Below are 20,735 nucleotides of genomic sequence, written 5' to 3'. Positions count from 1 at the left end.
CTTCAGTCACTCTCAGCAATAACAGCGATCGGTTTATTGGGTATGTTCCACAACGATCAGCTCATCGGTATTGAAGCCACGCTCTTTCGACATGGCTTTAAACTTCTCCATCACTTCTGGTGCGACTTCAGGCGTTCTTGCGAGTAGCCATAAGTAATCAGTGTCGGGCCCAGAAACAAACGCGTATTGGTAGCCCTCTTTGTCTAATTCAAACACGACATAAGCGCCGTAGAAAGGGCCAAAGAAAGACACTTTCAAATAGCCTTGTTCAGAGCCCTCAACGAAGTACGCTTTTCCTTCCGCTTCGTTCCACTCACCTTCTTCCGCCGAATAACCACGGTTAATCACCTTCACGCCGCCATCATCACGAAGGCTGTATTCAGCGCTGATGTTGTCTAAGCCACGCTCAAACGAGTGATCCAAACGAGCCACTTCGTACCATTTCCCTAGGTATCGTTCCAACTCAAACTGTTGAACAGGCTTTACCGTTTCGGGCATGCCAACACAACCACCCAATAAGATCACGCTAAGCAGCAATAATATTTTTTTCATCCTAACCTCGACTTGTTTTTATTAGTAATGCGAGTAAGTCTCTTGAAAACATAAACTTACATCCTTGGTAATACGTTAAATCCATTTTTATAGCTCACTTAACTGTAATTTATTCAGAACCTTATGTGAATTGTTTAGTCTGCGAATGGATTCGCAATCCTTTATTGACGAGCTGTATTCCCACAACCACCTCAAAAGGCACTGGAATTACATTCAAACAAGAGAGCAACCAAGGACACTTTATTATTAAAAATTCACGATATGATTCTCGCCACTCGCTTTCTATACTTACTAAACCGTGGAACATGGAAGACATAATAATGAATAACAAGCTCACTCTGCCACGTACTGCATGGATAGCATCACTCACAAGCTTATCGGCCGTAGCGCCGGTGCTTGCACAAGCCAACACTATTGTTCAAACACAAACACCAGTTCAAGCGCAAACATCTGTTCATAACCAAAGTGCTGACCAGATCTTTATCAATGCTGATATATACGGGCATCGTGAGTCGGACTCGATCGTTACCCACAAAGGCAAGATCATCTTCATTGGTAACCAATCACAGGCGCAAACTTTTCAAGGGCAAAGCACTGATGTCATTGATTTAGACAATGCCTTTGTCCTTCCGGGATTTATTGATAACCATAACCATGTGTTTGAAGCCGCCTCAGAGCTGGGTGGCAATTGTGAACTCGACTCTGAAGCAACGTTAGAAGAGCAAATCCCCTACTTAGAAGCGTGTAAGATCAATGCTGATACCGATGGCAGAGGTTGGCTTATGGGCTATGGTTTTTCTTTGGAAGCGACGCTCGATAGCGACTCTGACTACACGCCACTAGAGATCATCGACAGTGTCTTCCCTAATCGCCCCGTGGTGCTTATGGAGCAGACTTCACACTCGATGTGGGTCAACTCAAAAGCACTAAAAATCGCTCGAATCAGCCAACAATCTCCAGCCCCACAAGGCGGTGTTTATTTAAAAGACCAAGACAGCAGCAAGCTCAATGGCATCTTGCTAGACAATGCTGGCGATCAAGTGATGGAGATGGCTTGGAATAGCCAAAGTGAACTGTTTGAGCAAAGCTACCAAGGCTTAATGTTCGGGCTTGAGGAAGCGGCAACCCACGGCATCACCACCATTGGCGACGGTCGCATGTATTGGAAACGAGGTTGGTATGACGTTTGGCTAGAGGCCGAGCAAAATCAAGACTTAACGGCGCGAGTATCGCTACGCCCTTGGGTGTACCCATCGATGGTGATGTCTTCTCAATTAGAAGTCTTTGAGAAAATGCATTCCGACGATAAAAGCCATCTGTTACTTGTCGATCAGGTGAAAATGTACAGTGATGGCATCTTTATCAATGGCACCGCCAAAACACTCGCGCCCTACTTAGATACTTATCTACCCCAGTCTCCTAATGGCTTGAACTATATTCCGCCAGAACAAATGAAAGAATGGTTAACTGCGCTCGAGAAAATCGGCTTTAGCGCCCACATTCATGCGATTGGTGATGGAGCGGTTCGTGAATCTCTTGATGCGATAGAAAGTATTCGCAAACAAGGTTCAACCAAACCCTACACCCTAACCCATGTCGAATTAATCAATGATGAAGATGTGCCACGCTTTCGCCAGTTAGATGTAACTGCAGATTTCCAAGTTGGCTCTGATTACGTTGCAAGGCATCAACACCAATGGGCTGAAGCTTTCCTAGGTGCTCGCCGTGCTAAAGCCATGATGAACCTCGATGCAATACTCAAGACCGACGCGAATATCACCTTAAGCAGTGACTGGAACGTACACGACATCAACCCTTTAGTCGGCATCGCGAACAGCTTAATCATGGGCCAAACCGGCCTAACCGATATCTACACAGCCATCGACGCTTACACGCTCAATGCCGCCAAAAGTCTTGGAATTGAAGATGTAACAGGTTCTATTGAGGTAGGCAAATCCGCTGACTTCGCCATTCTCGACCGCGACATCACCACAGTATCAGCAAGACAAATCGCTAAGACTCAAGTGTTGATGACGGTGTTACGCGGGGATGTGGTTTACGAAAAATAAAGCCAATTCGCGTATCGAATTGGTTATCGCAACTCAAACGAAAACGAGCCAGCTTATTCAGCTGGCTCGTCTGTTATTCACATCTGTATTTTATGTTGTGTTACGCGTTGGTGTCTTTAAGCGCGTTCACATTTGAATCTTGCTTTTCATCCAGAGCAAAGTAGATCTTCGATACAATCACTTCAGCAACCAGAATCGTAAATACCACAGCGAAGAACGCTACTACACCGCCCCAAGGGCCTGTGAAGCTCACCTTGTCACCGAACATAAGGTTTATCGCTTCTAGCATGACGAATTTTGAGCCAACAAGAATAATGTATGTCGACAGCGCTCGATACACCTTAGGTGCCGTTCCAGATTTCTGTTTGAAGTAATCCGCTACCTTGTGTTCTAAGCCAATAGAGAGCTTCAACAATAACTGCAGCAACAACGCCGCTATCAAAGAAATAGTGAAAGATTCAATGTTGACGAAGTCCCAGTACTCATCGAAAAAGTTAAGTACTACTAAGTCCACCAGCACGGCTAACGTGTAACCTACGAATAGACGTTGTGGTGTGTTGAACCCGTAAACTTTGTCTGATTTAGTCATTCTGTCTCTCTCTAATTTGATAAGTAGCCTTGATTTGAAATACATCTTAGCGTTCGAATCGAAGCAAAACTTACCATTTCATGACACCACTCAAAATCATTCACGACATTAATGAATCGCCATGGTGTCCTCGCGCCTCCACCTTTAATAATCCTGATCGCCCACGTATCACTGTAAAGTACAATGGCACTATCGAGTAAAGTGCCACTATCGAGTGATCTGCTACTACCAAGTAACCTGCCACTACCAACTAAGGAAAGAATAAAAACGCTAAATGGATGACCCTTATTTAGGCAATGAGTGTGTTAATTGAAATCTTGCGTCCAATAAGACATCTTCGATGCATCTGACTTACTGGCTTTGTATCCAATCCCCATCTTTGTGTGTCGGCTATTCATCACGTTTTGGCAGTGACCTTCGTGACCAGCCCAACTATTAAGACCAGCATTGTTAACTTGCCCATCACTTCGCGGGCTGGTGTAACCAAAAATAGGAATCACAACAGAATTGGATGAGAGGACAAACGCATTCTGACCAGAACTGTTCACAACAAAGGACCTTGAGCATCTCTTCGGTACTGCTCATCTGAGTTCAACTGAGCATTACTCGCCGTGTTATTGTCCCAAGCGATAGGAGCTGCTGGTGGGTAGTTACCACTCGAAAACGATGAACCAAAGGCATCACAATAACGTTGTGTCGACCTCGCACAATTTGTCGAGATAACAGATTGGTACTTGATACTGTTCTGACTTAGATCTTCTGGAATATTCACAATTCGGCACCATTTATCATCGGCAACGCCTTGACCGGGCATCCCCCAAATCGCACCGTTCAATAATTGATTTGTATCTAGTGAAGCGAAATCGATGAGAGTGTCGCTATTAAGCTGACCTAGATCCAAATCGATCTTTCCAGATGAAGTGTTCAACTCAAAGATCGAGGCCCCAACCTCCTTAGCTGCTGCGTTAATTTTGTCGCGCTGTAATAATTCCCAAGAATCACCAAACCGCTCTTTTGACTGCTCTCCATAAGCTTGAGCGATAAAATCGTAAGTAGGTAAATTAGACTCTATCCCGCTCCCATCTTTGGAAACTACGCTGCCAACGGTTTTAAATTCCAACGAACTGTCGAACACCGCATCGTTAAACACATACGATCCCAATTGCTCACTAGAACAAGAGTTACTTTGCATATCGTATCGATATTCAGAAATTGTACCGTCCACAAGTAACTGATGATTCTTCCTTTGCGCGCTTAATCCTGTGGTTTCGTAACAGTGCCAATCGTTAACAAAGTTGCTGCCATTATCGATAACGATTGTTGGTACAGCGATAGTCACATCAACCTTCTGAGTATCTCCACTCTTGAACGCAGGCAGCTCGTTTTTGACGGTAATAGATGAGAAATTTCTGATTGGATCCGTTTCTTCGATAAAACCTTCGATCGCAAAAATCATATTGTTGCTAAGAGCTTTAATGTCAGGCTGCTGAGAGGTAGATGATGAGCCGGTATTACTTGGATTACTTGGATTACTTGGATTACTTGGAACATTAGCGTTATTAGACGTTGTGCTGTCACCTCCTGATGAACTTTCTCCGCCACAACCTGTAATAATCAGTGCTAAAAGGGCGACTGCCGAGATATTTTGTTTTTTCATGAGTTAATCCTTAACCATATATTTTTCTTGATGTAAGGATGTTGCCTCATAGAACGAACTTAAATTTCAGACCAATGTCAGAGCCCCTAAATACTGACACCGATTTAACATTTTATAAGATCTTGTCAATTTAACGTTCGACCTATAAGCAGATGAACTCATTCAGTATTTTCCTTAGGCCTTCCGTTTTAGAGCCAGTTACAGTTCGGTAAATTGATTCTCAACACAAGGTGACGACGATTTGAAATACACCTTAACGTTCGAATAGGAAAAACTTAGAAATATAGAAAAGCACCAAAAGATAAGTCTCGTCATTGCTTGTCACCAAATGGCCATTCTTCAAATGCTGCGCCCCATAAGATGACTCCATCAGCGACACACACTCATTTCCAAAAGGTGCAGACTATGAAAAAGCTAATCACTAACGCGAACGTATTTAACGGTGTTGATAACAACTTAATCGAGAACGTATCAATCTTCATCGAAGATAACTTGATCACTCAGATTGGAGAGATTGACCCAACGATTGCCGATGAAACGATTGATGCTCAAGGCGGTACGGTCATGCCAGGCCTGATTGATGCGCACGTTCATATCACGCTCTCTGCCTCTTTTAATGTGATTGATACCATGACGCGTGAAGAAGTGGCGATTCGCTCAGCGAAGATTTCAGAAGAGATGTTAATGCGCGGTTTTACTACCATTCGCGACGTGGCGGGTAATACGCTTGGCCTTAAAAACAGCATCGACAAAGGCTATGCCACTGGCCCACGTATTCTTCCTTCAATGGCGGCTATCTCGCAAACTTGTGGTCACTCCGATTACCGTCAAAACCAAGCACAAGAGCGTTTAGCTAACGGGCATGAAGATTCACCTATGATGAAGCTTGGCGCAATGAAAGTGGCAGATGGTCGTTCAGAAGTATTAAAAGCTGTGCGTGAACAACTGTTTATGGGCGCTTCTCAAATCAAGATCATGGCGGGTGGTGGTGCATCTTCAACGTTCGACCCACTAGACACGTTGCAATTCACATCAGAAGAAATGAAAGCCGCGGTTGATGCCGCTTCTGATTACGGCACTTATGTTGCCGCGCACATCCACACCTCTGATGCAATGCGCCGAGCCGCTGAAGCGGGCGTGATGTCTTTCGAACACGCAACTATCATGGACGACGACATTGCAGAAATCATTAAAGAGAAAGGCATTTGGGTTATTCCTTCTTACTTTACCTCTTCATTGATTGCAGAGCGTAAGATCCCGCTGCCAAATGAAGAGACATACCGCAAGACAGAACGCGTAGGCAAAGCGATGTTCAAGTCAGCAGAACTGATTAAGAAATACGACATCCAGAACATCGCTTTTGGCACTGACTGTGTGGGTGAGACCAACGTTCATGCGACACAATTGAATGAGCTTGGTGCGATTGAGCAAGTATTCGATACCATCACCGCACTTCGCATGGCGACATCAAACTGTGGACGCTTGTTCGAGATGTCGACCTATCAACACCCATACCAAGAAGGCAAGTTAGGTCAGATCGTTGAAGGCGCGTATGCCGACCTATTGATCATCGATGGCAACCCACTGGAAAGTGTTGCTTGTGTCGCTAACACAGAGACACAAAAATTGATCATGAAAGACGGTAAGGTGTACAAAAACACGCTTTAACCTCGAAAAGCGCTCGTCCATTCACCATAAAAGCAACAAATCTAAAGCAAATAACCGAGATGACTAACTTGGTTGTTTGCTTTTCTTTGAATCGCCTAAAACTGATCTCGCTTTCGACCAACAAACTCTGACAACAACTCGATTCTATTTTAGAACAGCATAAACTGTGGTTGGAAAACCAAGGCGGCGAACGGGCACAATTAGGTAATACCGATCTAAGTAATCTAGCGCTTCAAGATGTTGACCTTCGTTGCGCCAACCTGATACGTACCGATTTTAGTGGCGCCAATTTATCAGGCTCCAACATGAATGAGGCTGACATCACCTACGCCAATTTCAGCCATGCGAACCTCAACAATACAAGCTTCCGCGATGCTGACCTACGTAACTCCAACATGAGTCACGTCCAAATGCTCAACGTCGATTTACTGCGTGCCGACTTGTTTCGCACTGACTTCAGCAATGCTCAAGTTAATGACTCTGCTTTCAAACGAAAAGACACAGGCAATACCATTATTGAGTTGCGCGATCCTACCCGACAGTGTCTCTCTGCCAAGTAGGCTCAAACAGCGATGATCTCCAATGCGCTGATGTTGTTGCATATTTATTCGATTGTTCAATAAATACCGAATTGGACTGGGCACTCTCCTACTGAACTCAGGTCGTAACAGCAAATCTCGCACCCCATATAAGTAAGCATCGAACGACATTCTTCTTACTTGGTTTTTGTTCTTACATATTTTCGATTCTCATGTATTATGTGCGCCCATAATTGTATGACAAATATGTAGCACTGTTTCTGTATGACCAAAGCCACCAACCACGCGATTTTGCTCTTAGTATTCGCAAACCTGCTCGCCTCCTTTTCAGACGTCTCACTCAAAGTGCTGAACGGTGAAGTGCCCACGTTCCAATATGTGTTTATCCGCCAGCTATTGAGCGTGATGTTGCTGCTTCCTTTTTGGCTAAAGCTACCCAAAGAGACGCGCATGCAAGGTGGTTGTCGCATCAATTTCTTGCGGGCTCAATTCATCCTAGTGGGCAGCGGCTGCGCAATGATTGCCATCACACACCTCACCTTGGCGACTGCAAATGCGATGTTCTATGTTGGGCCCATTCTTATGCTCCCGCTTTCTATTGTTTTACTGAAAGAGAAGCCGACATCATCAAAAGTGGTGGCGACACTGATTGGTTTCGTGGGTGTGTTAATCGTGTTGCGTCCAGAGCAATTTCACTGGGCCGCTATTGCAGGCTTAGGCAGTGCGCTCGCGATGGGTGTCGGCAATATTTTGATTAAACGTCTTCACGCAGAACAACACATTATCTCGACACTATTTTGGACCAGTGTGATGACTCTACCGCTGGCGTTGGCTCTTGCTCTTGCTCTGCCTGCATGGGCGGCGATTGAATGGCGTCATGTTGGGTGGATTATGGCAATCAACCTATTCGTTCTGGGATACCATGCCCTTGTGGTGGTCGCTTATAAAAAAGCGCCAGCAAACCAAATTGCTCTCGCGGAATACTCGGGGTTGGTGTTCGTGACCCTATTTGGCGTGATGTGGTTTGACGAGATTCCAGACATGTTGACCCTTGTCGGCATCAGCCTAATCGTCATTCCTATGATGCCAATAAAATGGAAGAAGTATTTCAGTAGGTCAAATCAAACGGCGCTTGATGTAGAAACCAATCAGCCTAAGCCTTAATCGTCGGCAGCATCATTACTGCGCATCGAGCTAATCCACTTTCGACCTATTCAAATGAGAAAAGGGACCGGTATTTCTACCCGTCCTTTTTTATTTTCGTTTGTGTAAGGTGTTACTTAAGCTTGAACACCAACACTTTGTTGTATGCCGTTACCATCAGTAAATCTTGCTGTTTCCCGCCAATTTCTAGATTGCTGATATGGCCCGCATCGATAGCAATGAAGTCTATTTGCTTACCGTCTTTATCGAACACACCCACGCCACCATGCGCTGCAACAAAGAGGTTGTCATCGGCATCAACAGCAACGCCATCAACCATAGGTTCAGAGCCAGACTCCGCCTTCACCTGGGCAAACTGCGTCTTGTTGCTGAGTGACTGTCCATCAACATCAAATCGGTATACCCAGCCATCAGATGTGTCGGCAACGTATAACGAAGATTCATCAGAAGAAAAAGCGATGCCGTTTGGTAGCTTGAACTCTCCAGAGATCAACTTTAGATCACCATCTAGGTAACGATAAACGCCGTTAACCGGTTGCTCTGGTTCTGCCTTTGCTGGGCCGTAACCTTGGATACCAAACGGAGGATCGGTAAACCACACGCTGCCATCGCTGTTAACGGTTAAATCGTTCGGGCTATTGAGCAGCTTGCCGTTATACGTTGCAGCGACAATCACTTTCTCTCCGTTACCCTGACGGTACGACAGCTTTCTATCATGGCGGGCCGCCCAAAGGTTGCCTTTCGCATCGATATCGAGACCATTGGCATAGCCAGAATTGTCATCAAAAACGCTCAGCTTGCCGTTAAGATCGTAAGAATAGGTTGTGTTATTTGGTATATCGCTAAACAAGAAACGTTGATGTTCCACATCCCATATTGGGCCTTCAACAAAGCCGAATGAGTCTCCAACCAATGTTGGGTTGCTTTCTACAACAGAGGCAGCTGAAACATTCATAGAGGCAGCCATTGCAGCGGTAATAAGTAGTAATTTGTTCATTGTTCTCTCCTTTCTGTTTACGTTTTGAATCTTAGTTTCTTGAAGGAGTGAGAAAAACAGTACAAAATGACTTCACTGTTTACTAAATGGTGTTAATGATGAATTTGATTTATATGCAGACCTTCTTGACTGTCGCCGAAGAGCAAAGCTTCACCAAGGCAGCTGAAGTATTGGATGTGTCAAAAGGTTTGGTGTCTCGGCATGTACAACGACTCGAAGAAACATTGAATTCTAAACTGTTTCACAGAACGACTCGTTCTATCAGCCTCACGGAAGTAGGTGAAGAGTTGTATTCGAAAGCGAAGCAAATTCAACTATTAGCAACCGAAGCGGAAATGCGTGTCTTAGACATGACGCAGGAAGTGGCAGGCGATTTAAAAATTACCGCACCGATAGAGTTTGGGCGTGCGCTTTGTCGTCACATCATCCCTACCTTCAAGCAAGAATACCCAAAAGTGGATTTGATTCTCGACTTTGGGCCGATGAAAAAGAAGATAGAGTCTGGAGACTTTGACATTGCTTTCCGAGCCTACGATGAACTCCCTAATGATGTGATTGCCAACGATCTCGGGCACATCCGCAATGTTCTCGTTTGCAGTGCGGGTTACGCATCAACTTACCCACTCGCCACCACCAAAGACATCCATAAATGCAGCTTCATTCTTAACAGTCAAAATGAACGTTGGAATCAGCTGGAGTTGATCAATGGCGAACAAACCTACCATGTTGAAGTAACCGGAAGTGTTAGCTCTAATACCTACAGTTCAATTTTGGAGTTAGCAATGCAAGGGATAGGTGTCGCCAGCTTGCCGTTCTATCAAGTTGAAGAGCAGCTCAAACAAGGTGAGCTTATTCACGTATTCCCAGAATGGTCGATAAAAGCCCAAAAACTAAGTCTTATCTATGCTCAAAGAAGAGTAACACCGCAGAAGTTGGTCACTTTTAACCGAGCGGTAAAAGAGTGGTTGGAATCGAATAACGCTTATACGTTGTGAGTTTTAGAACGCTGAATCTTTCAATTGGAATGCATGTGCGTTCCATTCATATCAGGGTCAATCGCAGTGCTTTCAATAGCTGATAGGCTGCCGTGTTTTCGTCGATTTTTAAACAGCCTCCCCCTCTAACTCCCCCTCAAGTTGAGTTCATCACTCCCCTCTAGATTGACGACCGAGGGGGAGAACCTTCTTTGGCGCTGAATGTGTAAATGCACATGCCGCCATCGGTATTCAGTTCCTCCCCTTTCCACGAATCATAATGGATCGAAGATGCGGATTAAGGGGAGGTTAGGAGGGGATTTGAGGTTGGGCTAACACGGATTTGCCCCAAAGTTTGTTAGATAGTTGAACCACAACACCTAACTCTTCATTGAATGTGCCAATTAGCAATTCATTTGATAATTCGTTCATAAGGGCTGTTAATGTCACCTTTGATAGGAGCAATTCAAACTCTCAGATGGCTATGACCTTGAGATAGGTATAGATATTAAAATTGTGCCTTGTTACAAAGACTGATGTATATGAATCTGATATCATCGCTCTAATAAACTTAATAAAAAGAGTTGGTTAGATGATTCTGTGTGCTAGTCAAGTAATCGAAAAATATAAAAAGTACGGGTTTGAATACAAAAAGCCTTACTCAAACAGTTCGTACCTTACATTTACGTTTAGGTCAGGTTTCTTCCATAATGCAGAGGTTGTTAAGATAGCGAATAACCCTGACGATAAGATACAGATTGAAAAAAAGATTAAGAACCTTAATGAATTAGGTGTTTCAGCAAAGGTTACTGAGTATTCAACGTTAAATGATATTGAAGTTGGATTATTTAACGGATTTTTTGATGTTGAGGCTTGGCGAAATCGTATTACAAGTGAGTATGATGAATACGTTAAGTCAGTAATGCTTGCATACCCAGAAAAAGATGAAGACCTATCCTATCATTATATTAATGCCCCATATACCGTAGCTAAGTCTAGTCACGAGCCATCAAACGGCATCATTGAAGATATTACATCTAGATTAAATGATGATTCTGCTCAGTTGATTCTCATTGAAGCACCAGCTGGATTTGGTAAAACATGTACATCATATGAGCTGATAAATAATCTGGTTTCAGACTCTAATAATCCTATCCCTTTCTTTACGGAATTCTCTAGAGACAGGCAAGCGAGGATTTTTAGTCATGTTTTTGTACGTGAAGTCGACAGAGCTTTTAATCAGGTAAATTCAGACATAGTTGAATACGAGCTAAAGAATGGTCGAATTGTCATGGTTCTTGATGGTTTTGATGAATTACTTTCGGATACTCAAAAGTCAGAATCTAGTGAAGACTATGAAAATGCAGAACCAATGCTTGAGACTATCAGTGAGTTGCTGGAAGGAAAGGCAAAAATTATCATTACGTCTCGAAAGTCAGCGATGTTTGATGGTGCTACTTTTAGTGATTGGGTTGATAAGTTTGATGAGAAGTTCAAATTTGTACGTTACAGAATTGAGCGCCCAGAAGTATGTGATTGGTTAGGCTCTGAGAGACAGAATAAAATAGAGAGCGTTGGCTTGAATCTTACAGAAGTATCTAACCCTGTACTTCTGTCTTACTTACGTTTTGTGGCAGACGATAAGTTTCAAGAACTGTGTGATTCCCCTTACGAATTGGTAGATAGATATTTTAATAGCATGCTGGAGCGTGAACAAGAGCGTCAAAAGCTACATATTACCCCTGAAAATCAAAGTGCTCTCTTGACTATGCTTGCGGAAGATATGTGCGAACGAAACTATACGTCTGAATCTAAAGAAAAATTAATAGAATTTTTTAAGTCGAAGAAGTGCTTAGGTATTTTAGAGCAGGCAAGAAAGTCATATGGGGTAAGTGACCGCCCTTCAATAGACTCGTTAAGTAACACTTTATCGAACCACGCATTTTTTGACCGAAGTAATCAAGGCGAAGGTCGAATTGAATTTGTAAATGAGTTTGTGTTTGGGAACTATATAGCTGAGAGTGTCTTGAATTGTGAAGATGAATGGATGGCAAGTGATGAAAGATTTGTCGAACCAGCTGTGCTTTCATACGCACCTAGGCAGAAAAAGGATAGAGCAAAACTCTGGGGTGCATTAGAACCGATGAACGAGTTTCTAACTGCTTCGGATAGATTTAAATATGAGTTAAATATGTTAGGCGAGATTTGCTCCGAAGATTACGACCAATGCTCAATAATGTCTCTAAACATACAACAATACAAACTATTCAAAACTAGCAAAGTAAATGAAATATCATTTAGTGATTGTGTATTTAGTGATATCGAGTTCACAGCAAAAAACATCCAAGAAGTAACATTTCTCAACTGTAAATTTTATGGATGTACTATTGATGGAGAACTGGTAGATACCGAGTCTTTCCTTTTCTTAAACTGTATCGATAACAATGGGCTTATTAATGATATTGAGGGGTATAAGCCACATAATGATGATGAAGAAGAGATTGATGAGCTTACTCGCTTGATTTTAGAGCGTTATTGGCGTGTAGGTTCAGCCCAAATTGATAGGTTGCATATCCCTATGGTAAGTATTTATAAAGTGTGCCAACAGCAAGGGTATACAAAACGTCAAATTACATTAGAAATTAAAAGAATGAAGTCTAATCAAATTTTAGAAAATGCAGATGACGGTGAATACATTGCAATTAATAGGAATAGCATTGTTCTTATTAAAGAAATGCTAGGGAAAGTATAATGAAACAAAATCTCCCTACATTAATTGAGAAAGATCTTGTACAAGGTATATCAAAGTCGCTTGATAAAATTGGAATAATGTATCGTATTTTTTCAAGAGCGAAAGATTCTCGTTCCTTAAGCAAGAAAATAGCCTCTAAAGCTAAATACTTAGAAGGGCTCTCAAAAATACAGGACTTAATAGGTATTAGAGTCGTACTGTACTTCCCCGATGATATAGGGCTAGTGCATAAAGTTATGAGTACGACTTATAGCGAGAGAAAAAAAGATGCGAGCATTGATGACCTTGATGATAATACATTCAAGCCTGTTCGTTATAACTTAGTGTATGAGTTACCCAGTGAAACAAGATTTACTTTAGATTGTGATAATTCACATTGTATTGATGATACGTTTGAGCTTCAAATTAGAACTGTGCTTTCAGAAGGCTGGCACGAAGTAGAGCACGATTTGAGATTTAAGTTTCAAGATGATTGGAAGGATAGTTCTACAGAATCTAGAAAATTGAATGGCGTCTATGCTTCTTTGGAAACAAGTGAGTGGACTATGATTCGAATTCTTGAAGACGTAGCGTATAAGCATTACAAGCAAAAAAACTGGGAGGCGATGCTTCGGCAAAAATTGAGGTTGAGGATTCAGGACTTTGCTCTTTGTGAGGATATCATTCAAATTTTCAACACGGATGTGGAGTTGGCAAAAAAGTTTTTCCGTGTAGACAGGGAAGATTTTATCTCTGAATTGTACAATAAAGGTTTTGATTACCCTTTGACTTTGAAAAATTTGATTTGGTTTGCCAATACAGTGTTTGTTAGAAATACTCAAATATTAGAAGGAACTCCAGAGGAGTTTGTTGAAGAATATTCTTGATATGTACTAGGTATTATTTTAGCTCTTAAGTTTCCTTGCTTGTTTAACTGGCGACAAAAGTAATGATAGAATATTTATAAACCTAATTATCAAGAAAGACAAGTTCTTGATTTTCCGAGGTATTTAAGGCTAACCTTGGACGGTGGTGTATGGTTTTTGTATCGAGAGTACGAATCCATTAAAGAGGTCTATATGACCTCTTTTTCTATATCTAGCGGTGGTTTCTCTAACTCAGAAATGTCCAGAAACGTTTTTAAAATTGATCAAACTCTATTGTCCTCCGACAACAATGGCTAGATATAGAGCGAGCATAGGGTCAGATAGAGTTTAAAAGTAGGTAGTGTTTAGGGGGGAATTGGTGATCTTAATTACACATCCCTGTGTAACGTATTCTGAATGTCAGCTGGCTTTAAAGCGCTTCATAAATTGACTAAAGCGTGGAATCAGGTTTTGCACAGTCGGCGCATCTGGAATCTCATTTACAAAAATCATAAAGCGCTGTGCTTTACTTTTATCACCTTGAGCAGTCCCTGCTAGTATTGCTTGAGCTAAAATTACATGCTCAGCGGTAACGTCCTTATTCGAAAATTCGTGAATCAACATAGAAAATCCTAATAAGTATAAATACGGATATAATAATACAATATGTTGATGTTTATATCGATAGCTTATGGCATTCATCAATGTCAGATTTGTGTAAAAACAAGACAGTGATGTGCACAATCAATACTGGACAGTGCCTTAAACGTTTCATTAGGTATGGCACGAGTAATACAACTAGCTAATGTGAAAAACAGGCACATTGCTCACCAAACAGCGATAAAAAAAATTCGTTTCCAAATTTTGAAATAGACCCAGTAAAGCGCAGTGTTATTTTTTGTTATTGTGGATCTACATGCCCAGAACAAGTATAGGACTGACCATCAACACCACGAATAGCGATCTGGTAGTTCAGCGCTAACCCATTATCAACGATGTCTGACAGGCCCTCAGTTTCTGGATTGTTCATGCGATCGTGGTACATCTGACAAACGTGTTCTTCACCATGCCATTTTGATTGCACCTCTTCGATTCCATCAGCCTCGATGTCTACGCGAGCAACTCCATTTGTGCGCTTGGCTGCTTTGGTCGTGATGATCGTCGTCGTCATTGATGTATAACGGATACCATCGATTTTCGAACTGGCTTCGGTAAGTTGGTCGTGGTCTGCGTGTTTGATAATTGGGTCAGACACGAATACGTTCGCAGCCTTTACCTTTAAGCTGGTACAGCCAGTAATTGTCATAAGTGCAAGTGCGATAGCTGTTAAACCAATGGTTTTGATTGAGGTCATTTCATTGTCCTGTTAGTCATTCTGTCTGGGATTTACTATAAACAATAAAACACTGTATTATTGGTTCAAACTATGAATACTAACTTACCGATAATGGAAATCCGCGACTAGCATTGGTTACTTGTTTAAGACCACTCTAAGTCTAACTCTTCACGTGGTTGGTCGTGAATGTCCTTTGGGATTCGTATCATAAAGGGCTATGTTAGATCCGGGTTATCCATAAACTTTGTCAAATTAGAAAAAACGTAACTCAATTTTATCCAAATCTAATTCAGCACACCCAAAAACAAAAAGGGATTGGTATCTCTACCAATCCCTTCACTACTTATTTATAAAGTAACGGCTCTTACTCTCTACAAACTCTCAATTGCCTTTTGTACCGCAGGGCCAATCTGACGCTTGCGTGAAGTGACGCCTTCTAGGGTCAGCATATCGCTTGTTGGTTCGGCATTGAAAGCAGATTTGATGACTTGGTAGTCACTTTCATCCACCCAAAGTAAGTTTGCCTCTTTGTTCTTGGTGTCTGTGATGGAGAAGAACAGATAGTCTAGCCCGTTCTCTTCTTTGTAGGCTTTCATAGCTGCCAAAAGCTCACCTTTACGGTCAATCAGTTGTTGAGCCGTTAGCGTTTCAGCCACACCAATACCCACCTGTTTGCCACCGTATTTAAAGTTTTTGTAATCCAGCGTCAGAATGGTTTCAGAAGAAAGGTGACTGAGATCTGACTTAGCAACCAACATCTGTTGACCGAAGTCTTCGATATCTGAAATGCCTGCAACCTTCGCCAGCTTCTCTGCGTATTCACGATCATGATCTGTTGTAGTTGTTGATTGGAATACCACTGTGTCAGAAAGAATCGCACCCAAGCCAACACAAGCGAGGTGTTTAGGTAATGTCACATCGAGCTTTTCAGCATTGTCAGCCAGTATAGTTGCAGCTGAACCCCAACCTCGGATATCCATCTCGACAATCTGCGGGGTGTTAATTGGAGAGCCACCAATCGCATGATGATCGACCACTGCCACAATGGATGCTTGATCAATAGTTGGTGCTAATTGAGTCACTTGGTTGAAGTCAACCAGCCCCACTCGGTATGAAGAGTAATCTGTCTCTACACGTGGAGATTCTGCATTACAGTAGTTCAAGATAAACGTCGATTCAGGATTAATCGGCTCAGGCACTGTCGCCGTACCACCATAAATATGAGCCGCGAGCATCGCAGACATTACCGTGTCGCTGTCTGGGCTTAGGTGCCCTGTCCATACGAGATCTTCACTGTTTTCATTGGCAGATTGTTGCAAGCTAAAAGCAAAACTTGCTGAACTGAAAGACATAATTACGGCTGCAACGACAGGGGTTAGCTTCACGGGTATTTCCTTATTTAAATGCGATATAGAAGCCCATAAGCTAAACACCAAAAATTTCAGAACCGTGTAACTAATATTTCAGTTTTACTTCAGTAAGTAACTAAATGTAATTGCCCTTAGGCTTTCACTGTTAATCACACCAAAGCTCAACTTGGATTAGGTTAGCTTTTCATTATTTCACAATGAATTTCAATGAACCCTAATGATAAGAAAGCTAAGACACTGATTTATTGACCACATAACATCATCAACCCACATACTAGAAATGAGATAATCTTATTGAAATGAATTATCGAAAGGCACAAAAAGGCTACTAAGTAGCCTTATTGAGTAAGCGTAAATGAGCTATTGATTCACCGATATCGAGATTCTGTTTCTCCCCTTCCCCACTACAGTAAGGGATCGTAGATGTCAACCAAGGGAAGGTTATGAGGGGATTCTAGTGCTTGTATCGAAAGGTGTTACTGTCATCAATGATCTCAATTTTGACTTTTACTACGCCTTTCTTAACGTCACCAATTTGAGAAAATGCTTTGTGGGAAAGGTCAATCACTCGGCCTTTTACGTAAGGGCCTCTATCGTTAATTTTGACATCGACTGACTTGTTATTGGCTGTATTGGTCACTCTCACGATAGTCCCAAATGGCAAGGTTTTGTGAGCGGCTGTATAGGCGTTTTTATTATACGTTTCACCACTTGCCGTCAGTTTTCCATGGAATTTATCGCCATACCAAGAAGCCACTCCCACAAGCGCATGTGAATTGGCATAGCCCTTTGTTTTTGAAGTATCGACGGCCGCATGTGACGAGCATCCGGCAAGCAAAGTAATAAGAAAAGCGGCAAAGATAAGGTTTAGTTTTTTCATGCTATTTCAGTAGATCTTCTTCATGTAATGTTTATCTATTTTCATTGTAGTGCGGTTCAGCAGTATTGAACTGAGTATTATGAGTTCTCAGCGAAGGCTATCACTAGTGTGATTGCGCAATGTTTTCATGAAGCACGCTCGCTTCAGTCATATTCATGAAAGGTTTTATCTTCAAAACGTCAACTTTAACAACGCCTTAAAGTTGTTGATTTATTAACCACCACCACATGATGGAGCACTTAAAAAGCACACAAACACAAAAAAGGATTGGTATCTCTACCAATCCTCTTTAGGGGGTGTTTCGGTTTATCTACCTTATGGAAGGTAGTAACGCGATTACTCGTAATCAGTCGCGTACGTGTCTTCGTATGTGTGCGAGTAGAACTCGAACAGGTTGCCAAACGGGTCTTCTAGGTAAACCATTTGTGCTTGTTTTAGTTCGTCTTCTGGGTGGTAAGGCATGATGTCCATACGAACCTTACCGCCAAACTCTTCAACACGCTTAATCGCTGAATGAAACTGCTCTTTAGGAAGCTGTAGACAGAAGTGGAAAATGCCCAGGCGAGAGAAATCAACGTTGTGACGCTCTTCACGGTCAACCATTTCGAACATCTCAACACCGATACCATCAGATGTTACTAGGTGAGCAATGTTGAAACCTTTAAAGCCTTCACCAAATACTGCAATACACATGCGGCCGATTGCTGATTCGCGCTCTTCCATCACTTTAGTGTTGTTCATTACGATTCTTAGACCTAGCGCTTTTGTGTAAAACTCGACTGCTTTGTCCATGTCGCCAACCATGATGCCTACGTGATTCATTTTCATAACTTTCTCCAAATTCTCTTTAATTCTGTATTTTTCGAAGACTCGCTTCGGTGTTTCGTTTCGATGGAGAGAGTATATGGAGATACGACGATTAACTGAAATTATCATAATTTATATTAATGATAATTTTATGTTATTTACCAAATTAAGTGAGATGCCAACACGTCACACAATAAGTTAAAGTTGAGAGCCACATATGTCATGTGGCTCTAGTTAAACATCCTTAGTTCAGCACGAAGAAGCCCGTTACGCTTTACTGGTCTGTACGACGTTCGAAATCTGCTTGGCTTTTGTTTCAGGCACCAAAGACATCAACCCGGTAGTCACAAGCGCGGCAATACCAGACATGGTTACAGGTGACCCAAATATGCTTTGCACTAGCTTGGGTGCTTCTTTCAATAAATCCGGCACTAGCATCACCCCAAGCCCTAAGCCTAGTGAGATGGCAATCGTCATAATTCTGCGGCGATCCAGTTTTTCATTGGCGATGATTTTGATGCCCGCCGCAGCAACCGTACCGAACATCACTAATGTCGCCCCGCCCAATACTGGCTTTGGAATCGTCATTAAAACCGCACCTAAGATGGGAAATAACCCTAACAGAAAAAGAATCGCGGCAATGAAGTAGCCGATGTAGCGACTCGCGATCCCCGTAAAATGGATCACACCGTTGTTCTGGCTGAAAGTCGTGTTCGGAAAAGTATTGAATACCGCTGCGATGAGCGAGTTCACACCGTCACCTAGCACGCCAGCCTTGAGTCGATTGATGTATTTTGGCCCCTTAACTGGCTGCCCTGAGAACATACTGTTGGCGGTAAGGTCACCCGTGGTTTCAATAACGGTAATCAAGTAAATAAAAGCGATAGGCAGGAAGGCTTGCCAATCAAAAGCGAAGCCATATTTAAATGGGACAGGAATACTCAATAGCGGTTGAGAAGCAAAAGAAACCATAGACGCTTTACCCATCAAAATGGCAACGCCCCAGCCAACTACCAACCCAACTAAAATCGACGACAGCCTAACCATATTATTGTTACTCAGGTTAAGCACGACTATGGTTCCGAGGACGATGGCACCCAACATCAGATTGCTTCCAGAGCCAAAATCTTCGGCGCCAACGCCACCCGCAATATCAGTAACACCGACTTTAATCAAAGAGATACCTATCGTCGTGATAACGATTCCAGTCACAACGGGAGTGATAACGACTTTGAGCTTTTCGATAAAGCGCGATAGTACGATTTCAACAAATGCACCAAAGAAGCAGACACCGAAAATGGTAGCGAGCATTTCATCTGGCCCACCTCCATTCGCTTTAACCAGAAAACCTGCACCTAATACAGATCCCAAGAACGCAAAGCTGGTTCCTTGGACACAGATCATCCCTGCGCCAACTGGCCCTATTTTTCTCGCTTGAATGAAGGTACCGACCCCAGACACCATGAGTGCCATGCTGATCAGATAAGGAATGTGCTCACCCAACCCAAGCACACCGCCAATAATGAGTGTGGGCGTGATAATACCAACGAAACTGGCTAATACATGCTGCAACGCTGCGTAACTGGCAGCTCTGAATGATGGTCGATCGTCTAATCCGTAGATCAATTCACTGTTCTGTTCCATGTGACTTCCTTTATGTATTTTTTATTGTATACAATTTACATAAAGACAATAGAGCAACATATATGCCAATGGTTTAACATCATACTTATCAATCAGTTAAGTTTCATCTCTAGCCAATGCTGCACTATAGAGCAACACAGTCGGCTTGTTTTAGTGCAACGAAGAACACACAAAGCACTCGTTTGCTCTAGTTTACTCGTTACCTCTAACCAAATACCGCAGACACAAAAAAAGGATTGGTATCTCTACCAATCCTCTTTAGGGGGTGTTTCGGTTTTTCTACCTTACGACAGGTAGATGGCGTCTATTACTCGTAATCAGTCGCGTACGTATCTTCGTATGAGTGAGAGTAGAACTCGAATAGGTTGCCAAACGGGTCTTCTAGATAAACCATTTGTGCTTGTTTTAGTTCGTCTTCTGGGTGGTAACGGTGAATGTCCATACGTACCTTACCGCCAAACTCTTCAACGCGCTTAATAGCTGAATGAAACTGCTCTTTTGGAAGCTGTAGACAGAAGTGGAAAATGCCTAAGCGAGAGAAATCAACATTATGACGCTCTTCACGGTCAACCATTTCGAACAGTTCAACACCGATACCATCAGATGTTACTAGGTGTGCGATGTTGAAGCCTTTGAAGCCTTCACCAAATACAGCAATACACATACGGCCGATTGCTGATTCACGCTCTTCCATCACTTTAGTGCTGTTCATTACGACTCTTAGACCTAGCGCTTTCGTGTAAAACTCTACTGCTTGGTCCATGTCGCCTACCATGATGCCTACGTGATTCATTTTCATAACTTTCTCCAATTCGTTTTTTATTCTGTGCTTTTCGAAGTCTAACTTCGGTATTTCGTTTCGATGAAGAGAGTATAGGGAGAAACTATGATT

The 20,735-nt window shown here is 42.5% G+C and carries 17 protein-coding genes and 1 pseudogene; 7 read left to right on the top strand and 11 right to left on the bottom strand.

The features are described from left to right. Positions 1–33: 33 nt before the first annotated feature. Positions 34–552 (bottom strand): lipocalin family protein, encoded by a 519-nt coding sequence (locus AB4351_RS10530; protein WP_017060193.1) that lies wholly within the window; start codon positions 550–552, stop codon positions 34–36. A gap of 320 nt (positions 553–872) precedes the next feature. On the opposite strand from AB4351_RS10530, the gene AB4351_RS10525 reads away from it, so the two are divergent. Continuing rightward, complete coding sequence (locus tag AB4351_RS10525) at positions 873–2,621, top strand: amidohydrolase (protein ID WP_372125915.1); 1,749 nt, start codon at positions 873–875, stop codon at positions 2,619–2,621. A gap of 100 nt (positions 2,622–2,721) precedes the next feature. Here AB4351_RS10525 and AB4351_RS10520 read toward each other — a convergent pair whose 3' ends face one another. Together AB4351_RS10520 and AB4351_RS10515 are read right to left on the bottom strand one after the other, a co-directional pair. Then, positions 2,722–3,210 carry a hypothetical protein gene (locus AB4351_RS10520; RefSeq protein ID WP_050644589.1) on the bottom strand — a complete coding sequence of 163 codons (489 nt, stop codon included), beginning with the start codon at positions 3,208–3,210 and terminating at the stop codon, positions 2,722–2,724. 305 nt (positions 3,211–3,515) lie between these two features. Then, positions 3,516–4,867, bottom strand: a pseudogene (locus tag AB4351_RS10515) (CAP domain-containing protein). 405 nt (positions 4,868–5,272) lie between these two features. On the opposite strand from AB4351_RS10515, the gene AB4351_RS10510 reads away from it, so the two are divergent. The 3 genes from AB4351_RS10510 (at position 5,273) to AB4351_RS10500 (ending at position 8,238) form a co-directional block, all read left to right on the top strand. Then, positions 5,273–6,535: an amidohydrolase family protein gene (locus AB4351_RS10510; RefSeq protein WP_372125913.1), complete on the top strand. Its 1,263-nt coding sequence runs from the start codon at positions 5,273–5,275 to the stop codon at positions 6,533–6,535. A gap of 164 nt (positions 6,536–6,699) precedes the next feature. Then, positions 6,700–7,095 (top strand): pentapeptide repeat-containing protein, encoded by a 396-nt coding sequence (locus tag AB4351_RS10505; RefSeq protein WP_372125935.1) that lies wholly within the window; start codon positions 6,700–6,702, stop codon positions 7,093–7,095. Positions 7,096–7,338: 243 nt separating this feature from the next. After that, complete coding sequence (locus AB4351_RS10500) at positions 7,339–8,238, top strand: DMT family transporter (RefSeq protein ID WP_372125912.1); 900 nt, start codon at positions 7,339–7,341, stop codon at positions 8,236–8,238. A gap of 112 nt (positions 8,239–8,350) precedes the next feature. On the opposite strand, the gene AB4351_RS10495 is transcribed toward AB4351_RS10500, so the two are convergent. Further along, positions 8,351–9,235 (bottom strand): SMP-30/gluconolactonase/LRE family protein, encoded by an 885-nt coding sequence (locus tag AB4351_RS10495; protein ID WP_372125910.1) that lies wholly within the window; start codon positions 9,233–9,235, stop codon positions 8,351–8,353. A 98-nt stretch (positions 9,236–9,333) separates the two neighbouring features. Here AB4351_RS10495 and AB4351_RS10490 point away from each other — a divergent pair, with 98 nt between their 5' ends. The 3 genes from AB4351_RS10490 to AB4351_RS10480 all read left to right on the top strand — a co-directional run bounded on the left by AB4351_RS10490 (position 9,334) and on the right by AB4351_RS10480 (position 13,827). Continuing rightward, on the top strand, positions 9,334–10,230 hold the full coding sequence (locus tag AB4351_RS10490) for a LysR family transcriptional regulator (protein ID WP_108192839.1): 897 nt from the start codon (positions 9,334–9,336) through the stop codon (positions 10,228–10,230). Between the two features lie 571 nt (positions 10,231–10,801). Next, positions 10,802–12,961, top strand: coding sequence for an NACHT domain-containing NTPase (locus AB4351_RS10485; RefSeq protein WP_372125908.1), 2,160 nt, complete (start codon positions 10,802–10,804; stop codon positions 12,959–12,961). After that, the gene (locus AB4351_RS10480) at positions 12,961–13,827 is read left to right on the top strand and encodes a RelA/SpoT domain-containing protein (RefSeq protein WP_372125906.1); all 867 of its coding nucleotides are present in this window, start codon (positions 12,961–12,963) and stop codon (positions 13,825–13,827) included. The genes AB4351_RS10485 and AB4351_RS10480 overlap by 1 nt, the downstream gene beginning before the upstream one ends. 399 nt (positions 13,828–14,226) lie before the next feature. Here the strand turns inward: AB4351_RS10480 and AB4351_RS10475 are convergent, their stop codons facing one another. The 7 genes from AB4351_RS10475 to AB4351_RS10445 all read right to left on the bottom strand — a co-directional run bounded on the left by AB4351_RS10475 (position 14,227) and on the right by AB4351_RS10445 (position 20,642). Beyond that, a complete protein-coding gene (locus AB4351_RS10475) occupies positions 14,227–14,430 on the bottom strand; it encodes a hypothetical protein (protein WP_004736343.1) in 204 nt (67 codons plus the stop codon). Between the two features lie 277 nt (positions 14,431–14,707). Next, positions 14,708–15,160, bottom strand: coding sequence for a hypothetical protein (locus AB4351_RS10470; protein WP_372125904.1), 453 nt, complete (start codon positions 15,158–15,160; stop codon positions 14,708–14,710). 353 nt (positions 15,161–15,513) lie between these two features. Continuing rightward, positions 15,514–16,527, bottom strand: a complete 1,014-nt coding sequence (locus AB4351_RS10465) for a manganese-dependent inorganic pyrophosphatase (RefSeq protein ID WP_372125902.1) — start codon at positions 16,525–16,527, stop codon at positions 15,514–15,516. Positions 16,528–16,966: 439 nt separating this feature from the next. Further along, positions 16,967–17,392 carry a septal ring lytic transglycosylase RlpA family protein gene (locus AB4351_RS10460; RefSeq protein ID WP_017068116.1) on the bottom strand — a complete coding sequence of 142 codons (426 nt, stop codon included), beginning with the start codon at positions 17,390–17,392 and terminating at the stop codon, positions 16,967–16,969. A gap of 336 nt (positions 17,393–17,728) precedes the next feature. Then, the gene (locus AB4351_RS10455; RefSeq protein WP_017069627.1) at positions 17,729–18,220 is read right to left on the bottom strand and encodes a VOC family protein; all 492 of its coding nucleotides are present in this window, start codon (positions 18,218–18,220) and stop codon (positions 17,729–17,731) included. 246 nt (positions 18,221–18,466) lie between these two features. Next, on the bottom strand, positions 18,467–19,843 hold the full coding sequence (locus AB4351_RS10450) for a uracil-xanthine permease family protein (RefSeq protein WP_372125900.1): 1,377 nt from the start codon (positions 19,841–19,843) through the stop codon (positions 18,467–18,469). 307 nt (positions 19,844–20,150) lie between these two features. Beyond that, complete coding sequence (locus AB4351_RS10445; RefSeq protein ID WP_372125898.1) at positions 20,151–20,642, bottom strand: VOC family protein; 492 nt, start codon at positions 20,640–20,642, stop codon at positions 20,151–20,153. Positions 20,643–20,735 lie beyond the last annotated feature (93 nt).

This window comes from Vibrio sp. 10N.261.51.F11 (assembly GCF_041471665.1).
In the GTDB taxonomy this organism is placed as follows: Bacteria; Pseudomonadota; Gammaproteobacteria; order Enterobacterales; family Vibrionaceae; genus Vibrio; species Vibrio crassostreae_C.
The sequence above is the reverse complement of the archived record's forward strand: the minus strand, read 5'-3'. Positions and strand labels throughout refer to the sequence as shown.

Bases quoted from the DNA above. Each gene is read 5' to 3' on its own strand.
- AB4351_RS10510 (WP_372125913.1), top strand. From the start codon at position 5,273: ATGAAAAAGCTAATCACTAACGCGAACGTATTTAACGGTGTTGATAAC.
- AB4351_RS10525 (WP_372125915.1), top strand. From the start codon at position 873: ATGAATAACAAGCTCACTCTGCCACGTACTGCATGGATAGCATCACTC.
- AB4351_RS10450 (WP_372125900.1), bottom strand. From the start codon at position 19,843: ATGGAACAGAACAGTGAATTGATCTACGGATTAGACGATCGACCATCA.
- AB4351_RS10460 (WP_017068116.1), bottom strand. From the start codon at position 17,392: ATGAAAAAACTAAACCTTATCTTTGCCGCTTTTCTTATTACTTTGCTT.
- AB4351_RS10445 (WP_372125898.1), bottom strand. From the start codon at position 20,642: ATGAAAATGAATCACGTAGGCATCATGGTAGGCGACATGGACCAAGCA.
- AB4351_RS10530 (WP_017060193.1), bottom strand. From the start codon at position 552: ATGAAAAAAATATTATTGCTGCTTAGCGTGATCTTATTGGGTGGTTGT.
- AB4351_RS10455 (WP_017069627.1), bottom strand. From the start codon at position 18,220: ATGAAAATGAATCACGTAGGCATCATGGTTGGCGACATGGACAAAGCA.
- AB4351_RS10470 (WP_372125904.1), bottom strand. From the start codon at position 15,160: ATGACCTCAATCAAAACCATTGGTTTAACAGCTATCGCACTTGCACTT.
- AB4351_RS10500 (WP_372125912.1), top strand. From the start codon at position 7,339: ATGACCAAAGCCACCAACCACGCGATTTTGCTCTTAGTATTCGCAAAC.
- AB4351_RS10520 (WP_050644589.1), bottom strand. From the start codon at position 3,210: ATGACTAAATCAGACAAAGTTTACGGGTTCAACACACCACAACGTCTA.
- AB4351_RS10485 (WP_372125908.1), top strand. From the start codon at position 10,802: ATGATTCTGTGTGCTAGTCAAGTAATCGAAAAATATAAAAAGTACGGG.
- AB4351_RS10475 (WP_004736343.1), bottom strand. From the start codon at position 14,430: ATGTTGATTCACGAATTTTCGAATAAGGACGTTACCGCTGAGCATGTA.
- AB4351_RS10495 (WP_372125910.1), bottom strand. From the start codon at position 9,235: ATGAACAAATTACTACTTATTACCGCTGCAATGGCTGCCTCTATGAAT.
- AB4351_RS10480 (WP_372125906.1), top strand. From the start codon at position 12,961: ATGAAACAAAATCTCCCTACATTAATTGAGAAAGATCTTGTACAAGGT.
- AB4351_RS10490 (WP_108192839.1), top strand. From the start codon at position 9,334: ATGAATTTGATTTATATGCAGACCTTCTTGACTGTCGCCGAAGAGCAA.